Raw genomic sequence first — 15,530 nt, forward strand, 5'->3', positions numbered from 1 at the left:
CAGTTGATATTAGATTAGTCCATTGAAATAGGGGTAGTGTATGACGAAGAATTCGACTTCCACAAATGAAAGCCCTTACATCAATTATAAAATTCCTAATCCCGCTAATAATAGTGAACGATTAATAGATTTACTGCGAAAATTAAAGAGAAATCATTTAGTCTCCGCTGCACAGTGAACTGATTCTTTCAATTCACTAGTTTAATGAAAACCGCCCCATAGTCTGATGGCCACGAATCCTTGTCGACGGTTACCAGCAGTCCCTCAGATTGTTCTTAGTACACTTAAAATTATTCGATAATAAGTATTTGGTTCCACATGAAACAATTACCATTCAAAGATACCCCCATAAAGCTGAACTATTAGGTAGAATGCTAGTAGGGGGTCAAACTTTTTATAAAGGGGCGACTAAAATGTTTTCAACTACAGAAATAGGAATTGATTTAGGTACAGCTAATACATTAGTGTACAGCAAGAATAAAGGAATTGTATTTAATGAACCTTCAGTTGTAGCTATAGACTTGAATACAAAGCAAGTATTGGCAGTAGGAACAGATGCTAAAGAAATGATTGGTAAAACACCGGGAAATATTGTCGCGATTCGCCCATTGAAAGATGGCGTGATCGCTGATTATGATGTAACGGCACAAATGCTAAAGCAAATCATGAAAAAAGCGAGTAAACAGCTTGGTTTCGCGATTAGAAAACCCACAGTTGTGGTTTGTACACCTTCAGGGTCAACTTCTGTTGAAAGAAGAGCCATTGAGGATGCTGTAAAAAGTTGCGGAGCTAAGCATGTCCATTTAATCGAAGAGCCGGTAGCAGCAGCAATTGGTGCCGATTTACCGGTAGAAGAGCCTGTTGCCAATGTAATTATTGATATTGGCGGTGGTACCACTGAAGTTGCCATCATCTCCTATGGAGGAGTTGTTTCATGCCATTCAATCCGAATTGGCGGCGATCAGCTTGATGAAGATATTGTCCAATATGTTAGAAAAAAATACAATTTATTAATTGGGGAAAGAACTGCCGAACAAATTAAGATAGAGATTGGCTATGCACTGATTAAACACCCTACGATGACTATGGATATTCGTGGACGTGATTTAGTAACGGGATTGCCAAAAAACATATCGATTACATCAGTAGAGATTCAAGAAGCACTCCGTGAGTCACTATTTCATATTCTTGAAGCAATCCGCGCTACATTAGAGGATTGTCCTCCAGAATTAAGCGGCGATATCGTCGATCAGGGTGTAGTCTTATCCGGTGGAGGCGCATTGCTGAACGGTATGCAGGACTGGCTCAGTGAAGAAATTGTCGTTCCTGTCCATGTAGCACCAAATCCACTAGAATCGGTAGCTATTGGTACTGGAAGGTCTCTCCAAGTCATACAGAAGCTTCAAAAAGCAACGAAATAAAGCAGCTTTTAGAAATAGGACTAATCCATATGGATTGGTCCATTCTTCTATTTACCGAATTTGAAATTTGATATTTCTCCCTAATTTCCACCATAGAACTTTTAGTTAAACTTTAAAATGAGGTATGATAAGGATAGGAAACTAGGAGGTAATTTATGAGTACATTAAATAATTGGTTTGACAAAGGGTTAACAAAGGAAACTTATATTGATAACATGACTACCAATAAAGAGTCTTTGCTGGCCGTTTATAATCAGTTTAACCTTACGAGTAAAGACAAGGAGTGGCTGGCAACAATTAAATCCAAACAGCTTCGAGCTATTATTCTGACTGCTGATTGGTGTAATGATGCCATGGTAAACTTACCGATTTTCATGAAACTTGCCGAAGAAGCTGACATTGAAACACGGTATTTAATACGAGATGAAAATTTAGAACTTATGGATCAATATTTAACGAATGGGACCGCTAGATCCATTCCAATTATTATCTTTATTAATGATGCTGGTGAAGAAGTAACAAAATGGGGACCGCGTGCACCAGAAGTTCAAGGATTTGCTGATGAACTCCGAAGTTCATTGCCTGCAAAAGATGACCCCGGTTATGAAGCAGCTATGAATGCATTTATTCAATCGATGAAATCCCGCTTTACTTCGGATAAAGATCTTTGGCAGCATATTAAAACCGATTTAATTCAGACAATTCAACAATCGTTATGATAAAAAGATAGATCATAACGATACAGGTTCTGTACAAAGTGTAGGTTATCGATCTTTCACTGCTGTCAAAGCGATTGAATTAGGAATAAGAGGAACTGTTCGTAATAACATTGACGGAACTGTACAAGTAACATTGAAACAGAAGAAATGGCATACCAATCGCTTTTAACGGAGCTGAGGAATGGTCCACCGTTTTCAAGAGTTGATAAGCTGGAATGCAGCGTACAGGAAGCTTCCGGAGAATTCACTAATTTCACTATATACTAACTCGTACTCCCTCCCGCCAGTGAACTGGTTTTAGGGAGTTTTTTTATTTTTCTTCGAATAAAGTAAAGAAGAACGTGTAATAGTAAGCATAAGAGTCGTGTAGTTACATAATTAGTGATATAATATAATTAAGTAACATACAAGGAGCAGAGAAAATGGAATATGTAGAAGCCTTTAGGCGTGTGGAAGATATAAATTCCATAAAAAGGTATTTGAAGAAGCATTCTGAACGGGACTATACATTGTTTGTCATTGGGATCAACACCGGCTTAAAGATTAATGAAATTCTTGAATTAAAATGCTCAGATGTACTGACTTCTGAAAACATCATTAAAGAGTATCTCAAGCTGAAACTTGATGATGAGAAGGAAACTTCTGTTTATGTAAACGCAAAAGTACGGATTGCTTTACAAGATTACCTTGAAAAGCTCCCTACTGTAGAGGACTCTTATTTGTTTATGTCGCCTAAGACTAATAAACCTATTACACGACAACAAGCTCACCGAATTATCCACCAGGCTGTGGAAGGTGCTGGAATAGAAGGGAAATACGGAGCTAGCTCAATGCGAAAAACATACGGCTATCATGCTTACAAGCAGGGTGTTTCCGTTTCATTGATTCAGAAGCACTTTCATCATGGGAGTTTAGCTGAAACAATGAAGTATTTAGGCATATCAGAAGAAGAGAAAATTAAAACGATTATCGATGTGAATTTGTAAGGTCCCAAATTACCCTCTGACAAACCCATTTATCTCTATCCGAAAAACAAGGAGGAATTTCAATGAGAATAAGAGAAAGTGAACTTCCAGGAATAGGTCGAAAATTTGAAGTTATTACTAGAAATGATGAAAAACTGGTCATTGTCATCCATGATGATGGTCGCAGAGAACTTTATCATTTTGATAGCGACCATGATGAAATTGTCTCAAGTGTTACTTTTAATGATCAAGAATCTCGTCAAATCGCCAGCATTCTTGGTGGAATGGTTTATAAGCCTCAAGCCCTTGAAACAATTGAAATGGCCCTTGGGAACTTAGTTATCGAATGGTATAAAGTGGAACCAGGTGCGAAAGCAATTAGTCAAACGATTGGAGATATCGATATACGAAGCAATTATAGCGTAACTGTTATTGCTCATACGAAAAAGAATACTAAAAATCTAGTTAATCCAGGCCCTGATACCATTATTGAGGCAGGAGATACACTTGTTATTTCTGGAGGAAGGGCTGACATTAAGAACTTAATAAAAGAATTGCTATCAAATGAAAGGGGCGAGTAAATTTTGGACCATTTAGTTTTTGAAGTTGGTACGGCCCTTTTACTTGTAGCACTTGCTGCGATTATTTCAGGTAAACTAAAATTTTCGATTATCCCGTTTCTCATTGTCATCGGTATGCTAGTCGGTCCCCATGCTCCGACTATTGGCTTTATTGATTTACGCTTTATCCACAGCGAAGAAATCATTGCCTTCCTTGGCAGAATTGGTGTACTATTTCTCTTATTTTATCTAGGCCTTGAATTTTCGATGAAAAAACTAATTAAATCAGGGAAATCTATTGTTACTGGCGGAACGATTTATATAGCCATCAACTTTACGATTGGTATTTTATATGGATGGATAGCTGGTTTTGAACTCAAGGAAATCCTTATTATTGCAGGAATTATCTCCATTTCCTCAAGCGCAATCGTTGCAAAAGTGCTTGTAGACCTTAAAAGGACCGGTAACAATGAAACCGAGTTAATTCTCGGTATTATTATGTTCGAAGATATCTTCTTAGCCGTGTATCTCTCCATTGTTTCAGGTTTAGTGCTTGGGGATAATACATCCTTACTCAGTTCACTAACTTCGATTCTTATTGCCCTCGGGTATATGCTGTTATTTTTCGTTATCGCACGAAAAGCGGCCCCATTATTAAATAAATTATTAAATATATCCTCTGATGAGATCTTCATTATCGTAATTTTTGCATCGCTATTCTTTATAGCAGGTTTTTCAGAAACCATTCACGTTGCCGAAGCAATCGGTGCATTACTACTAGGTCTAGTCTTTTCTGAGACTGAGCATAGTGATCGAATTGAACATATGGTTGTACCTTTCCGTGATTTCTTTGGAGCGATTTTCTTTTTCAGCTTTGGTCTAAGTATTGATCCATTTGAGCTAGGCGGCGCATTATGGCTTACCCTTGGAGCTGTTGCTCTAACGATAATTGGAAATTTCGTGGCCGGGATGATTGCTGGACGTCAAGCGAATTTATCTCATAAGGCGTCAGTCAATATTGGCTTAACCATCGTTTCTCGTGGAGAATTTTCCATCATTGTAGCCAACATAGGTATTGCGGGCGGTTTAGCACCCATCTTGACCCCTTTCTCTGCTTTGTATGTCCTCATTTTAGCCATTCTTGGTCCAATAATGACCAAAGAATCTAAACACATTTACACATTCCTAAATAAGATATTTAAATGGAATACCCCAAAAGTCAAAAAACAATCCGAAAAAGGACTATAATCATAGTAATCCCAAAAAAGAAAGCCGAATTTCCTAAGCTTTCTTTTTTTTATTTATATTAAGGATTAAACTTACAAAAGCTAGGGAAAAGAAAGGTAATAAGTATATGGCGGGAGTGACATGATATGTTAAAGAGTTTATTCGCTTTTGGAAAAGAACTTAATCAAGAAATAAAAGAAGATCGAGCAACTGGATTAGCAGCTGAACAGGCCTACTACTATATGCTGTCACTGTTTCCATTATTAATCCTTTTACTTTCCATTCTTCCCTATCTGCAAATAGAACCTCAAAAAGCCATTGATTTCATCAATAATTTCCTTCCTTCTGAAAGTACAGAAGTATTAGAGGAAAATATTGTTACGATAGTTAGTGAGCGCAACGGCGGTTTGTTAACGGTTGGTATCCTGGGTACAATTTGGTCTGCTTCCAACGGGATGAATGCCTTCATCCATGCAATGAATATTGCTTTTGATGTAGAAGAAACACGAAATTTCATTAAAGCACGTCTGATTTCAATCGTCTTAACACTCGTACTAATCTTTGCTTTTATCGTCGTACTCGTACTGCCTGTATTCGGCAGCACCATCATTAATATGATTGAATACGTTGTCCCACTTTCAGAAAGCTTTGAAAGCCTTATTAATCTATTACGCTGGGTAGTCGCTTTAGCTGTTCTCGTTATTGTGTTAACGACTCTATATCGATTTGCTCCAAATAAACAATATCCATTTAAGCAAGTAATACCAGGTGCCGTTTCTGCAACAATCATCTGGCTCGCCATTTCTTTAGGGTTTTCATTTTATGTCAGCAATTTTGGCAACTACTCTGCCACCTATGGAAGTCTTGGGGGAGTCATCATCTTAATGCTTTGGCTGTACCTAACCGGACTTACCCTTGTTATCGGCGGGGAAATCAATGCCTTATTCCATAAAAGGTATGTTGCTGCAACAAAGCCTAAAGACCGAACACATCAAAAGCCTGTGAACTCGAAGGACCGCAGACTTCATACGTAAGCAAAAAAGACTGACTCGGAATCGTATGCAACGATTTTTCGAGTCAGTCTTTCTTATTACCCTTTTACAGAATAATGTTTGGTCAAATAGCTAATGTAATCATCATCACGAACCAAGGCAGCTTGAAGTTTTCTCTTGATTGTACGCTCTGCTTCAAAAAAATCTGCATTGACTTGGGATTGAGGCTTTTGATTGATTTCCGTAATCCAACCTGTCCCCTCTTTATAGTAGATAAAGACATAGTCGTTTCCTGCTTTATACAGTACACCTTGTTTGGTTTCTTTGAGATTATAACGATTTTTAAACGCATCTCTTCGAAGCGGCTCCGCATAAAACGTTGCTTCCACAAATAACTTAAATGCCTTATCTGTCATATTACATCCTGACGCCTTTTGATGTCCGCCGCCATCATATTTTGCCGCTATCGCTGAAACATCTACTGAATCATGCATTGTGCGTAGACTGATCCGTTTTCCCCCCACCATCATAATCGCTATGTAATCAAGATGTGGAAATTCCTTAGACAGCTCGTTGCCTAATTCTGAATGATAAGATTCAGCATGCACAATTCCGGCGATATGCTCGCCTATTTTAGCTTGATACACTTCTCTTTTTTTCCGTTTGATATAACGCTCTACCCGGCTTTCTTCTACCTCTAAAAGTTTTATTTCAATGTCATCAAAATAAAACTCAGTTTGATCACCAGTAAGCTTTTTCAACATCTTTTCTTCAAAATCTATCTGTGGAAACATGAAGAATAAATCATTTAACCGCTTAGCAGTGAAATTCTTATTAATATCCCATTCCCATGTGTCATATTGACGAACCAGTTCAACAAACTCGTCTACAATTGGTGAAGGCTGCAGCAGCTCTTTATCAATCAGATATTTATATAATAAAGAAGTGGCTGAGGTTTGCTTGCCGTCTTCCTGAACAACCGTAACCTCTGCCCAGTTATGTTCATTTAAGTGCACAGCAGACTTGTGATGATCAATTAAAACAGCCTGCCCTCCAGCTGCAACAAACTCAGAAATGCGTTTTTCATTATCTTGATTTACTGATAAATCGGTAATGATTAATTTTACTTCCTTATTTCCCGCTTCAATAAACGCCTCAACCTGATAATTCAGTCCTGCAATTGAATTATATACGGCATTAACCTTGTCACCAAAAGCTAACTTGGCTACAATTCCACACCCTACTCCATCTAAATCATTATGTGATAAAAGCTGGTACATTAAAATCCCCCTAGCAATCAATTCTTTAGTACTATACCCTAATCATAAGCTTTTCATTTCAATATGAATGCTGATCTACAATGGAAATGAAAAAAGCCATTTCAGATAAATTTACCATTCCCTGAAACGGCTGCAGCTTCTATTATAACGTTTTTTTATTTATTACTCCATACAGGTCTCTAGTTGTTTATAGAGAATATCCCTTTGCTCCTTAAGTCTGATTTGCTGCTCGTAAAGCAGCTGTAAATCTTTCAGTTCCACAGTGTCACCCATATCCTTCTCCAGTCCAGCAAGTTGTCTCTCTACTTCCTCCACTTCCTTTTCAACCTCATCAGGAGTGGGGTCTTTCATCAAATGAGATTTAGCGTCGCTTCGTTTTGAAAGCCTGCTTGGCTCTTTAACATCTGCGTGTTTACTTACTACTTGCAGCTTTTCCCTTGCCCATGAGTAATTCCCTTCAAAGATATGGAGTTTTCCCTCATGCAGCCAATACGTTTTATCAAAAAGTTTATTCAATAAATAACGGTCATGTGAGACGGCAACAATTGTTCCTTGAAAATGTTCAAGAGCCTCTTCAAGCACTTCTCGTGAATCAATGTCAAGATGATTAGTTGGTTCATCAAGAATGAGAAGATTAATCTCTTGGTGCATAAGCTGAGCAAGCCGGAGCCGCATTCTTTCCCCGCCGCTCAACTGCCTTGTTTTCCGAAATACTGCAGGACCATAAAATAGAAATTTTGCTAGGATGTGCCGCGCTTCATTCTCACTTACTAAAACTTCATCACGAAATGCTTCTAATACCGTCTTATTAGACGTGACAGTCAAGGCTTGAGATAAATAACCAATCTTCACATTTGCTCCTAGATGTACACTTCCTCTATCCACACTTTCTTCCCCTAAGATTATTTTTAATAACGTCGACTTACCCGTACCATTATTGCCGACGATGGCCGTATGATTTTTATAATGAATTGTTAAAGAAACATTAGAAAATAATGATCGTCCATAATAGCTTTTTTCTGCGTCCTTTAGCGTGATAACATCCTTTCCACTCCTATCTCCAGATTCCAGCTGAAGCCCCATTTTCTTTCGCTCTAGGATAGGTCGTTTCAGTTTTTCCATCCGTTCAAGCGCTCTCTCCATATTAGTTGCACGCCTATGCAGCGCTTCACTTGGAGGATTAGCTTGATTTCCCCATTCTCGTAATCGTTTAATTGCTTCCTTCATTTTTTTTATCTTTTTTTGCTGTTCCTGAAAAGATTGAAATTCATCAAGAAGTTGCTTTTCTTTTTCTTTTACAAAACCGGAATAATTATGATGATATAAAGCTGCCTCCCCGTCTTCAACATCAATAATAGTCGTCACAACTTGGTCTAAGAAATAGCGGTCATGTGAGACGATTACGACTGTCCCTTTGTAATCCTTTAAATATTTTTCTAACCATTCTACCGCGGCTATATCTAAATGGTTGGTTGGTTCATCTAATAGCAGCAGGTCCGGGTTCAATAATAGAACCTTTCCCAGTGCAACCTTTGTTTTTTCACCGCCGCTTAACGCTTGATAGGATGAAGTAAGCAACGACGTAATCCCAAGTCCTTCGGCTACCTTTGCAACCTTTGATTCCACCTCGTAGCCTTCAAGTAAGGCGAACTGATCTTGCAAGGAACCATATTCCTGAAGTAAGACCTGTAAAACCTCACCATTCATCTCCAGCTGCATATCCTTTTCGATCCTGCTAATCTCTTTTGCCATACTTAAGGTACTTTCAAAAGCGGATAGCAATACTCCTCTTACTGAATGTTGATCTTGAAAGGGGATTTGCGCTAGATACCCCACCTTACTGTCTTTTTTCAGTATCACTTTTCCGCTGTCTGCAGACTCTACTTTCGCAATGATTTTCAGTATTGTACTTTTTCCGCTGCCATTACGACCGACAAGACCGATCCGGCTGCCTTCATGCACTTCCAACGAAAGATTCTCAAATAAAAGCTGACCGCCATACATTTTACTAATTTGTTGTAAACCACATATAATCATCTATTTCACTCCTCTAATTTTAGGCAGAAAAAAGACCGCAAGAAGAAGTCTATGTCTTCTCTGCGGTCTTCCTGGTGTTTTATAAGACGAACAAAAAAGGACCTTTAATAAGGCCCCTTTTGCTCATTCTATGTTAAGCAGGTGAAGAGACATCTTATCGTTCTAAACTCACTATGCAATTGTTCAAAAAGGGCAGACTTCTCCCTTGAACAAATGCACCATGAAAAATCGCACGGCAAATATACATATAATTCAGCCATTGCTCGCGCAAAATAATCGAACGATTCATCTCTTACACCCCTTTTCCTCCGTTTATATACAGGAATATTATACCATTGTATATTTTTTACAGCAATAGGTATTATTCAAAACTAATTAACTGATTGAACTATCCCTTTGTCTTCAATAATTCCTGTAAACACGTTTTCACCCTATTCCCAAAGTCGAGATGATTTTAATATCCTCACCCGTTTGCTCTACAGATTGAAAGCGAATTTGCCGGGCCTCTTGCATCGTCTTTATCTCCATATCATTAAACATTCCGAAGGCATCCTCCCCGCCAATCAGCTTAGGAGAGAGGTACGTAATTAAGCGATTAATATTTCCTGATTTTAAGAAGCTGGTCTGGATAGTTTGACCACCTTCTACATATAACGACATAACTCCTTTTTCCCCAGGAATAAAAGCACCTCTTCAATGGAAATATTAGGTGTCGACAAGGAAAAGACGAAAACCCCCTTTTTTTTCAGTTTGTCTGCTTTTTTCGGATCAGCTTTTGACCCAGTGATAATCCAAGTAGGCGCTGCTCCATCGGTAACGAGGTTAGCTGTGTACGGTCCTTTTAAAAGGTATCAAGTATATGTTAGTCTCGGATCATCGCTTAGAACGGTCGGGAATTTCACCCTACCCCGAAGAACAAACTATTTTAATATAAATTTTTCTGCTAGTATATAATTGTTCAAATAGTCTGTGTATTGTACAAAATTCCTATTCAATCAGATACTTTGACTACATTTCTCCAATAATGGTAGGCTGACCATAAGAATATGAATGAGGAGGAGTTTTTTATGAATACATCTACCCAAACCGAAATTCATTTAGCTAATCGTCCAAGCGGTATGCCTTCTGATAAAGATTTTGATTTTGTTAAACGAGCGATTCCCACACCAAATGATAAGGAAGTATTAGTACGGACGCTCTACTTATCCGTTGATCCCTATATGCGCGGGAGAATGCAGGATGCAAAATCCTACATTGCACCATTCAAGCTTCATGAAGCGATCGTCGGCGGTACGATTGCCCAGGTCGTTCAATCGAATTCAACCCAATTTAAAAAGGGAGATATCGTAATTGGAAATCTCAAATGGGCCGAATACTCGGTTGCCAGTGAAAAGGAAATTCGAGTAATAGACCCATCAGCCGCACCCATTACAACACATTTAGGGATTCTCGGTTTAACTGGTCTAACGGCTTATTTTGGTTTATTAGACATCGGGAAACCCAAAGAAGGTGAAGTCGTGGTCGTTTCTGGAGCTGCTGGTGCAGTCGGTTCAGCAGTGGGACAGATTGCGAAAATTAAAGGCGCTTATGTTGTTGGAATTGCCGGAAGTGATGAGAAAATACGTTATTTAAAAGAGGAACTTGGTTTTGATGAAGCAGTAAACTATAAATCCGCTCACCTACAAGAGGAACTCGCTAAAGCTTGTCCAAATGGTGTCGATGTCTATTTCGACAATGTCGGCGGCGAAGTGACTGATGCTGTTTTCACTCTTTTAAATAGGAACGCTCGTATTCCCCTATGCGGAGCCATCTCTTCCTATAATGCCGAAGGAAAAGATGTAGGCCCGCGTTTGCAGTCAGCCATGATCAAAACTAGCTCCCTAATGAAGGGCTTTACACTTGGAGACTACTCTTCCCAATTTAAAGAAGGCAGCGTCCAGCTTATTCAGTGGTTCCAAGAAGGCAAGCTAAAATATTCAGAAACCATCGTAGAAGGATTCGAAAAAACACCAGAAGCCTTCCTCGGTTTATTCAAAGGCAACAACCTCGGTAAGCAGCTCGTTAAGGTTGCGGATCCAGAAAATTAAACATGTATAACCAGACTGTCGAGATTTCTCGACAGTCTTTTTGTCGTCCTTGAACCCTTTGAATGTGCTGAAAATGGTTATCAAAATTTAAATAGAGGAATAGGTACATATAAGACAAACATAGTTTCTAGACTAATCAGGTAAAGGAGGAACCCCTGTGAGATTATTAATTTTTAATATCATTGGTTATATTTTTGTTGTCCTTATTAATTTCCTTGCCAACTACTTACCGATTAACGGGAAAAGAACTGGTGAAATATCAGATAGTTTACCCGTCTTATTTACACCGGCAGGATACGTCTTTTCGATTTGGCTAGTAATTTATGTATTACTTGGTATTTGGGTGCTGCGGCAAATTCCTAAAAGCCGCCGAAATGAATTAGTATACAAAGTCTCATTCCCTTGGTTTTTATTAACCTGTTTGTTTAACGGTTCCTGGATTCTTGTATGGCATTATGAACTTTTTACTCTTTCCGTAATTGTCATGATTGCTCTATTACTCTCGCTGATTATTCTTTACACAAAAATCAAATCCGTTGAACATACATCGTTGGATAGTGCACCGTTCTCTATCTATCTTGGTTGGATTAGTGTCGCTACCATCACGAATATTGCCTTTGTATTAACTAATATTGGCTGGAATGGCTTTGGCTTATCTGATCCAGTCTGGACCATTATTATGATGTTTGTAGCTGCAATCCTTGCGATTACCTTCAGAATCAAGAACCATGATTGGCTTTATCCTCTCGTCTTTGTTTGGTCCTTTATCGGTATTGCTATTAAAAACAGTGACTTAGATAATGGGATACCTATCTATGCCTACTCACTAGCAGCATTGATTTTTATCGTCAGCATATATCCTTGGAAAAGGTAAATAAGCTTGGCTCACCAATGTGAGCCAAGCTTATTTCAATTCATTTCAACAGCTGTCAACGCCCTCTTTAAATCGGCCCAAAGATCTTCCCAGTTCTCTAACCCGACAGAAAGACGGACTAACTGGTCGGTAATCCCCATCTCAAGCCGTGAATGCTCGGGAACAACTGCATGTGTCATGGTTGCCGGATGCTGAATCAAGGTTTCCGCATCACCTAGACTTACGGCAATTTTAATTAGTTTTAATTCATTTAGCAGTCTTTGTGCGTCGGCTTTTGTTCCCTTGACTTCAAATGAAATCAGTCCACCGCCTTGTTTCATTTGTTTTTCCTTAATTAAATAATCAGGATGCTCCGTATCACCAGGGTAGTAGACCCGTTCAATCATGGGCTCTTTTTTTAGCATCTGAAAAATTCTCTCCGCATTTTCTGAATGTCGATCCATCCTCACTGGCAGCGTCTTTAACCCTCTTAGTAAAAGCCATGCATCAAATGGAGATAAGATACCGCCTATATCTTTAAGTGTCGACTTTGCCACCTGACTGATTAAGTCCTGCTTCCCAGCCGCCAATCCCGCAATCACATCCCCATGGCCGCAAATATACTTTGTGGCACTATGAAGCACGATATCGCACCCATGTTCAAGAGGCTTTTGCAGATAGGGGGTAGAAAAGGTGTTATCAACAACTACCGGTATCCCGTGCTTATGGGCTACAGCAGCCACCAGCTCAAGATCTATCATTTTCATTGTGGGATTAATCGGTGTTTCAATATATATACAGGTCGTTTCAGGTCTAATGATTGCTTCCAGTTCGTCTGCCGTTTTCATTTCGCAAAAATCATGTTCGATATTATATTTTTCCTTCATTAATTTTAATAAACCAAACGTACAGCCATATAAGCCTTGGGAACAAATAATATGATCATTCGCTTTGGTCAATGCGAGCAGTACAGCGGAAACAGCAGCCATTCCCGAGGCAAATGCAAGCCCTGCTTCTGCTCCTTCTAACACAGCTATTCTGTCCTCAAGAGCTTTAACGGTAGGGTTTCCCAGCCGTGAATAAATATAGCCTTCCTCCTCACCGGCAAATCGACGTTCCCCCTGCTCTGCCGTATCAAAAACAAATGTTGACGTTTGAAAAATCGGTGCTGCCAAACTCCCCAGATGCTGTTTAGAATCATAGCCTTCATGAATAACAGCTGTTTCAATATGCTTGTAGTTCTCCCCCATACTTTCCCTCCTAAAGATGTGTTCTATTACCTATAATAGGCTAACTTACCATAAAATGAAAGCGTTCTCATTAACGCGTTAACTTACTATAAAATTTCAAACTGAGCTAAGGGGAGATCATGTTAAAAACGAATTCCGTCTTACATGTCATTTTCCCGTAGCAGGCAAAATATGTGCCCATCCATAAAAAAAGCCCCATACATCAAAGTATGGGAGCTTGTAAATTACGCTTCATCAACCAGCTTGCCGCCATAGAAGACTTTTTTTGCAAGAGGAACGCCTAGTCCTTTTGCAAGCTTCTTCAGTTCACGTTCTTCTCTTTCAGTTACGATTGAGATGACCGTTCCATCCGCTCCAGCACGGCCGGTTCTGCCGGAACGATGTGTATATTGTTCCAAAGAAAGCGGAATATCCACATGTACAACTGTGGTCAAGCCTTTTATATCAAGGCCTCGAGCTGCCACATCTGTTGCGAGCAATAACGGGAACTTTCCTGAACGCAGCTTACGGAGTGCTTTTTCACGATCAACTTTGTTTGATTCACCGTGAAGAGCCCCTATTTCAAGTCCTTTAAAGTTGAGCTTTTCATAGATGACATTAAGCTCGGCGATATCATTTATAAAGGCAAGAGCTTTAATGTCTTCAAGTCTCGCAATTTTTTCAAGAATTTTAAACTTGTCACGTCGCTCGGCCACGACGTATAAATGATCGACGTTAGAATCCATCTTTTCACTTTTATCAATTCGGACAATCTCTGGTTCATTTGCAAGCTCACGCGCAAGTTCTTCAGTCTGAGGCGTTATTGTCGCTGAGAACATCAACATTTGGCGGTCTTTCAATGTCGTCTTAATAATGTTACGAATGGTTCCCATATGTTCAGCAACAATCAGCTGATCGCCTTCATCAAGGACAATCGTTTTTACATCATGCATCTTAAGTTTCTTTTGTGCGATTAGTTCGTACACTCTGCCCGGCGTTCCTACAATAACCTGCGGACGTTTTTTCAATCGATCAAGCTGTCTCTTCGCATTCGCACCACCAATGAAAGCTGCTCCACTGATGCCGCTTCCCTCAGTCCAAATCCGTACTTCCTCTGCAATTTGCATAACCAATTCGCGCGAAGAAGCGAGGATAACGGCCTGCGGCGATGAATTTTCAGCGTCAATTTTTTCAAGAACCGGCAACAAGTAGGCTAGTGTTTTTCCTGTTCCTGTTGGTGATTCAGCCAGAACGTCTTTCCCATTCACAATCAAAGGGATAGCGTTGCTCTGAATTGGAGTTGGCTTAGCAAACCCGGCTTTTTCCCAAGCATTTTGTATAAATGGTTTTAAGGTTGAAATAAATGGTGTAGTCTCTGTCATATTGTTGTTCTCCTTTTGGTAAACTTCCTGTTACAGCTTCTATAATAGTATCATTGTTCGCTGCTATCAGCTAACGGAATCCTAATGGTTACAGTTGTACCTTCATTTTTTTTACTTTGAAAGCTAATTTTCCCGTGATGGCGATGGATAATTTTTTGACAAACGGCAAGTCCAATTCCGGTTCCTTTTTCTTTCGTTGAATAAAAAGGTTCGCCGATTCGCTCTAAACGCTCCGGCTCCATCCCAATCCCGTCATCGCTTACGATTATAATGGCATCTCTTTCAGACTTATTTAATATCATAATAATGCTGGCAGATACATTAATGGCTTCTAAGCTGTTTTTTATCAAATTAATTAAGACTTGCTTCATTTGGATATTATCGATCAGGACAGGCACTTCGTCTGTTACGTTTTCCCTGTAATCTAATTTAATTTCATTAAAGTTAGCCTGAGCCCTCATTAAGGTCAATACATCACGGATGGATGTCCTTATATCTTGATTGCTAAAATTAACTTCCTGTTTTGTTCCTAACACCAGCATCTCACTTGAAATAATATTAATCCGTTCAATCTCTTTAAGCATTATGTCTAGATGGACGTCATTTATTTCGCGAGTGGAAGTCAGCAGCTGAATAAATCCTTTTAAGGAGGTCAGCGGATTCCTAATTTCATGAGCAACTGCGGCTGCAAGATGGCCAATGACAGATAATTTTTCAGACATAATCATTAATTCTTCCTCACGGCGCGACTCGGTAATATCCCTGGCAATTACATAGA

General features: G+C 39.3%; 15 protein-coding genes and 1 pseudogene. 9 read left to right on the forward strand and 7 right to left on the reverse strand.

Annotation, left to right across the window (positions count from 1 at the left end; translation table 11 throughout):
* Positions 1 to 413 precede the first annotated feature (413 nt).
* From mreBH to AC52RT_RS12210, 7 genes and pseudogenes are all read left to right on the forward strand, one after another.
* Positions 414 to 1,421, forward strand: coding sequence for a rod-share determining protein MreBH (gene mreBH / locus AC52RT_RS12180; RefSeq protein ID WP_495540992.1), 1,008 nt, complete (start codon positions 414 to 416; stop codon positions 1,419 to 1,421).
* 155 nt (positions 1,422 to 1,576) lie between these two features.
* Positions 1,577 to 2,140 (forward strand): thioredoxin family protein, encoded by a 564-nt coding sequence (locus AC52RT_RS12185; RefSeq protein WP_495540993.1) that lies wholly within the window; start codon positions 1,577 to 1,579, stop codon positions 2,138 to 2,140.
* Between the two features lie 7 nt (positions 2,141 to 2,147).
* Positions 2,148 to 2,407 (forward strand): annotated as a pseudogene (locus tag AC52RT_RS12190) (acylphosphatase).
* Positions 2,408 to 2,562: 155 nt separating this feature from the next.
* The gene (locus AC52RT_RS12195; protein WP_495540994.1) at positions 2,563 to 3,126 is read left to right on the forward strand and encodes a tyrosine-type recombinase/integrase; all 564 of its coding nucleotides are present in this window, start codon (positions 2,563 to 2,565) and stop codon (positions 3,124 to 3,126) included.
* A 62-nt stretch (positions 3,127 to 3,188) separates the two neighbouring features.
* Positions 3,189 to 3,686, forward strand: coding sequence for a cation:proton antiporter regulatory subunit (locus tag AC52RT_RS12200; protein WP_495540995.1), 498 nt, complete (start codon positions 3,189 to 3,191; stop codon positions 3,684 to 3,686).
* Positions 3,687 to 3,689: 3 nt separating this feature from the next.
* Positions 3,690 to 4,913, forward strand: a complete 1,224-nt coding sequence (locus AC52RT_RS12205; protein WP_495540996.1) for a cation:proton antiporter — start codon at positions 3,690 to 3,692, stop codon at positions 4,911 to 4,913.
* A 125-nt stretch (positions 4,914 to 5,038) separates the two neighbouring features.
* Positions 5,039 to 5,926: a YihY/virulence factor BrkB family protein gene (locus tag AC52RT_RS12210; RefSeq protein ID WP_495540997.1), complete on the forward strand. Its 888-nt coding sequence runs from the start codon at positions 5,039 to 5,041 to the stop codon at positions 5,924 to 5,926.
* Positions 5,927 to 5,982: 56 nt separating this feature from the next.
* Here AC52RT_RS12210 and AC52RT_RS12215 read toward each other — a convergent pair whose 3' ends face one another.
* The 4 genes from AC52RT_RS12215 to AC52RT_RS12230 all read right to left on the reverse strand — a co-directional run bounded on the left by AC52RT_RS12215 (position 5,983) and on the right by AC52RT_RS12230 (position 9,861).
* Positions 5,983 to 7,164, reverse strand: coding sequence for a DHH family phosphoesterase (locus tag AC52RT_RS12215; protein ID WP_495540998.1), 1,182 nt, complete (start codon positions 7,162 to 7,164; stop codon positions 5,983 to 5,985).
* A 162-nt stretch (positions 7,165 to 7,326) separates the two neighbouring features.
* Complete coding sequence (abc-f, locus tag AC52RT_RS12220) at positions 7,327 to 9,201, reverse strand: ribosomal protection-like ABC-F family protein (protein WP_495540999.1); 1,875 nt, start codon at positions 9,199 to 9,201, stop codon at positions 7,327 to 7,329.
* A gap of 154 nt (positions 9,202 to 9,355) precedes the next feature.
* Positions 9,356 to 9,490, reverse strand: a complete 135-nt coding sequence (locus AC52RT_RS12225) for an RAxF-45 family protein (RefSeq protein WP_495541000.1) — start codon at positions 9,488 to 9,490, stop codon at positions 9,356 to 9,358.
* Positions 9,491 to 9,627: 137 nt separating this feature from the next.
* Positions 9,628 to 9,861 carry a RibD family protein gene (locus AC52RT_RS12230; protein ID WP_495541001.1) on the reverse strand — a complete coding sequence of 78 codons (234 nt, stop codon included), beginning with the start codon at positions 9,859 to 9,861 and terminating at the stop codon, positions 9,628 to 9,630.
* A 407-nt stretch (positions 9,862 to 10,268) separates the two neighbouring features.
* Here AC52RT_RS12230 and AC52RT_RS12235 point away from each other — a divergent pair, with 407 nt between their 5' ends.
* Complete coding sequence (locus tag AC52RT_RS12235) at positions 10,269 to 11,288, forward strand: NADP-dependent oxidoreductase (RefSeq protein WP_495541002.1); 1,020 nt, start codon at positions 10,269 to 10,271, stop codon at positions 11,286 to 11,288.
* Between the two features lie 157 nt (positions 11,289 to 11,445).
* The gene (locus tag AC52RT_RS12240; protein ID WP_495541003.1) at positions 11,446 to 12,162 is read left to right on the forward strand and encodes a TspO-related membrane protein; all 717 of its coding nucleotides are present in this window, start codon (positions 11,446 to 11,448) and stop codon (positions 12,160 to 12,162) included.
* Positions 12,163 to 12,197: 35 nt separating this feature from the next.
* Here the strand turns inward: AC52RT_RS12240 and megL are convergent, their stop codons facing one another.
* The 3 genes from megL to AC52RT_RS12255 all read right to left on the reverse strand — a co-directional run.
* Positions 12,198 to 13,391 carry a methionine gamma-lyase gene (megL, locus tag AC52RT_RS12245; RefSeq protein ID WP_495541004.1) on the reverse strand — a complete coding sequence of 398 codons (1,194 nt, stop codon included), beginning with the start codon at positions 13,389 to 13,391 and terminating at the stop codon, positions 12,198 to 12,200.
* Between the two features lie 224 nt (positions 13,392 to 13,615).
* Positions 13,616 to 14,752, reverse strand: a complete 1,137-nt coding sequence (locus AC52RT_RS12250; protein ID WP_495541005.1) for a DEAD/DEAH box helicase — start codon at positions 14,750 to 14,752, stop codon at positions 13,616 to 13,618.
* Positions 14,753 to 14,802: 50 nt separating this feature from the next.
* Positions 14,803 to 15,530: ATP-binding protein (locus AC52RT_RS12255; protein ID WP_495541006.1), on the reverse strand; the 728-nt coding region annotated here is incomplete at its 5' end.

The organism is Peribacillus sp., from assembly GCF_059453735.1.

What these genes read in the sequence shown, in the direction of transcription:
- mreBH (WP_495540992.1), top strand. Translation starts at nt 414, where the DNA reads ATGTTTTCAACTACAGAAATAGGAATTGATTTAGGTACAGCTAATACA.
- AC52RT_RS12250 (WP_495541005.1), bottom strand. Translation starts at nt 14,752, where the DNA reads ATGACAGAGACTACACCATTTATTTCAACCTTAAAACCATTTATACAA.
- AC52RT_RS12215 (WP_495540998.1), bottom strand. Translation starts at nt 7,164, where the DNA reads ATGTACCAGCTTTTATCACATAATGATTTAGATGGAGTAGGGTGTGGA.
- AC52RT_RS12225 (WP_495541000.1), bottom strand. Translation starts at nt 9,490, where the DNA reads ATGAATCGTTCGATTATTTTGCGCGAGCAATGGCTGAATTATATGTAT.
- AC52RT_RS12230 (WP_495541001.1), bottom strand. Translation starts at nt 9,861, where the DNA reads ATGTCGTTATATGTAGAAGGTGGTCAAACTATCCAGACCAGCTTCTTA.
- AC52RT_RS12200 (WP_495540995.1), top strand. Translation starts at nt 3,189, where the DNA reads ATGAGAATAAGAGAAAGTGAACTTCCAGGAATAGGTCGAAAATTTGAA.
- AC52RT_RS12235 (WP_495541002.1), top strand. Translation starts at nt 10,269, where the DNA reads ATGAATACATCTACCCAAACCGAAATTCATTTAGCTAATCGTCCAAGC.
- AC52RT_RS12185 (WP_495540993.1), top strand. Translation starts at nt 1,577, where the DNA reads ATGAGTACATTAAATAATTGGTTTGACAAAGGGTTAACAAAGGAAACT.
- AC52RT_RS12210 (WP_495540997.1), top strand. Translation starts at nt 5,039, where the DNA reads ATGTTAAAGAGTTTATTCGCTTTTGGAAAAGAACTTAATCAAGAAATA.
- megL (WP_495541004.1), bottom strand. Translation starts at nt 13,391, where the DNA reads ATGGGGGAGAACTACAAGCATATTGAAACAGCTGTTATTCATGAAGGC.
- abc-f (WP_495540999.1), bottom strand. Translation starts at nt 9,201, where the DNA reads ATGATTATATGTGGTTTACAACAAATTAGTAAAATGTATGGCGGTCAG.
- AC52RT_RS12195 (WP_495540994.1), top strand. Translation starts at nt 2,563, where the DNA reads ATGGAATATGTAGAAGCCTTTAGGCGTGTGGAAGATATAAATTCCATA.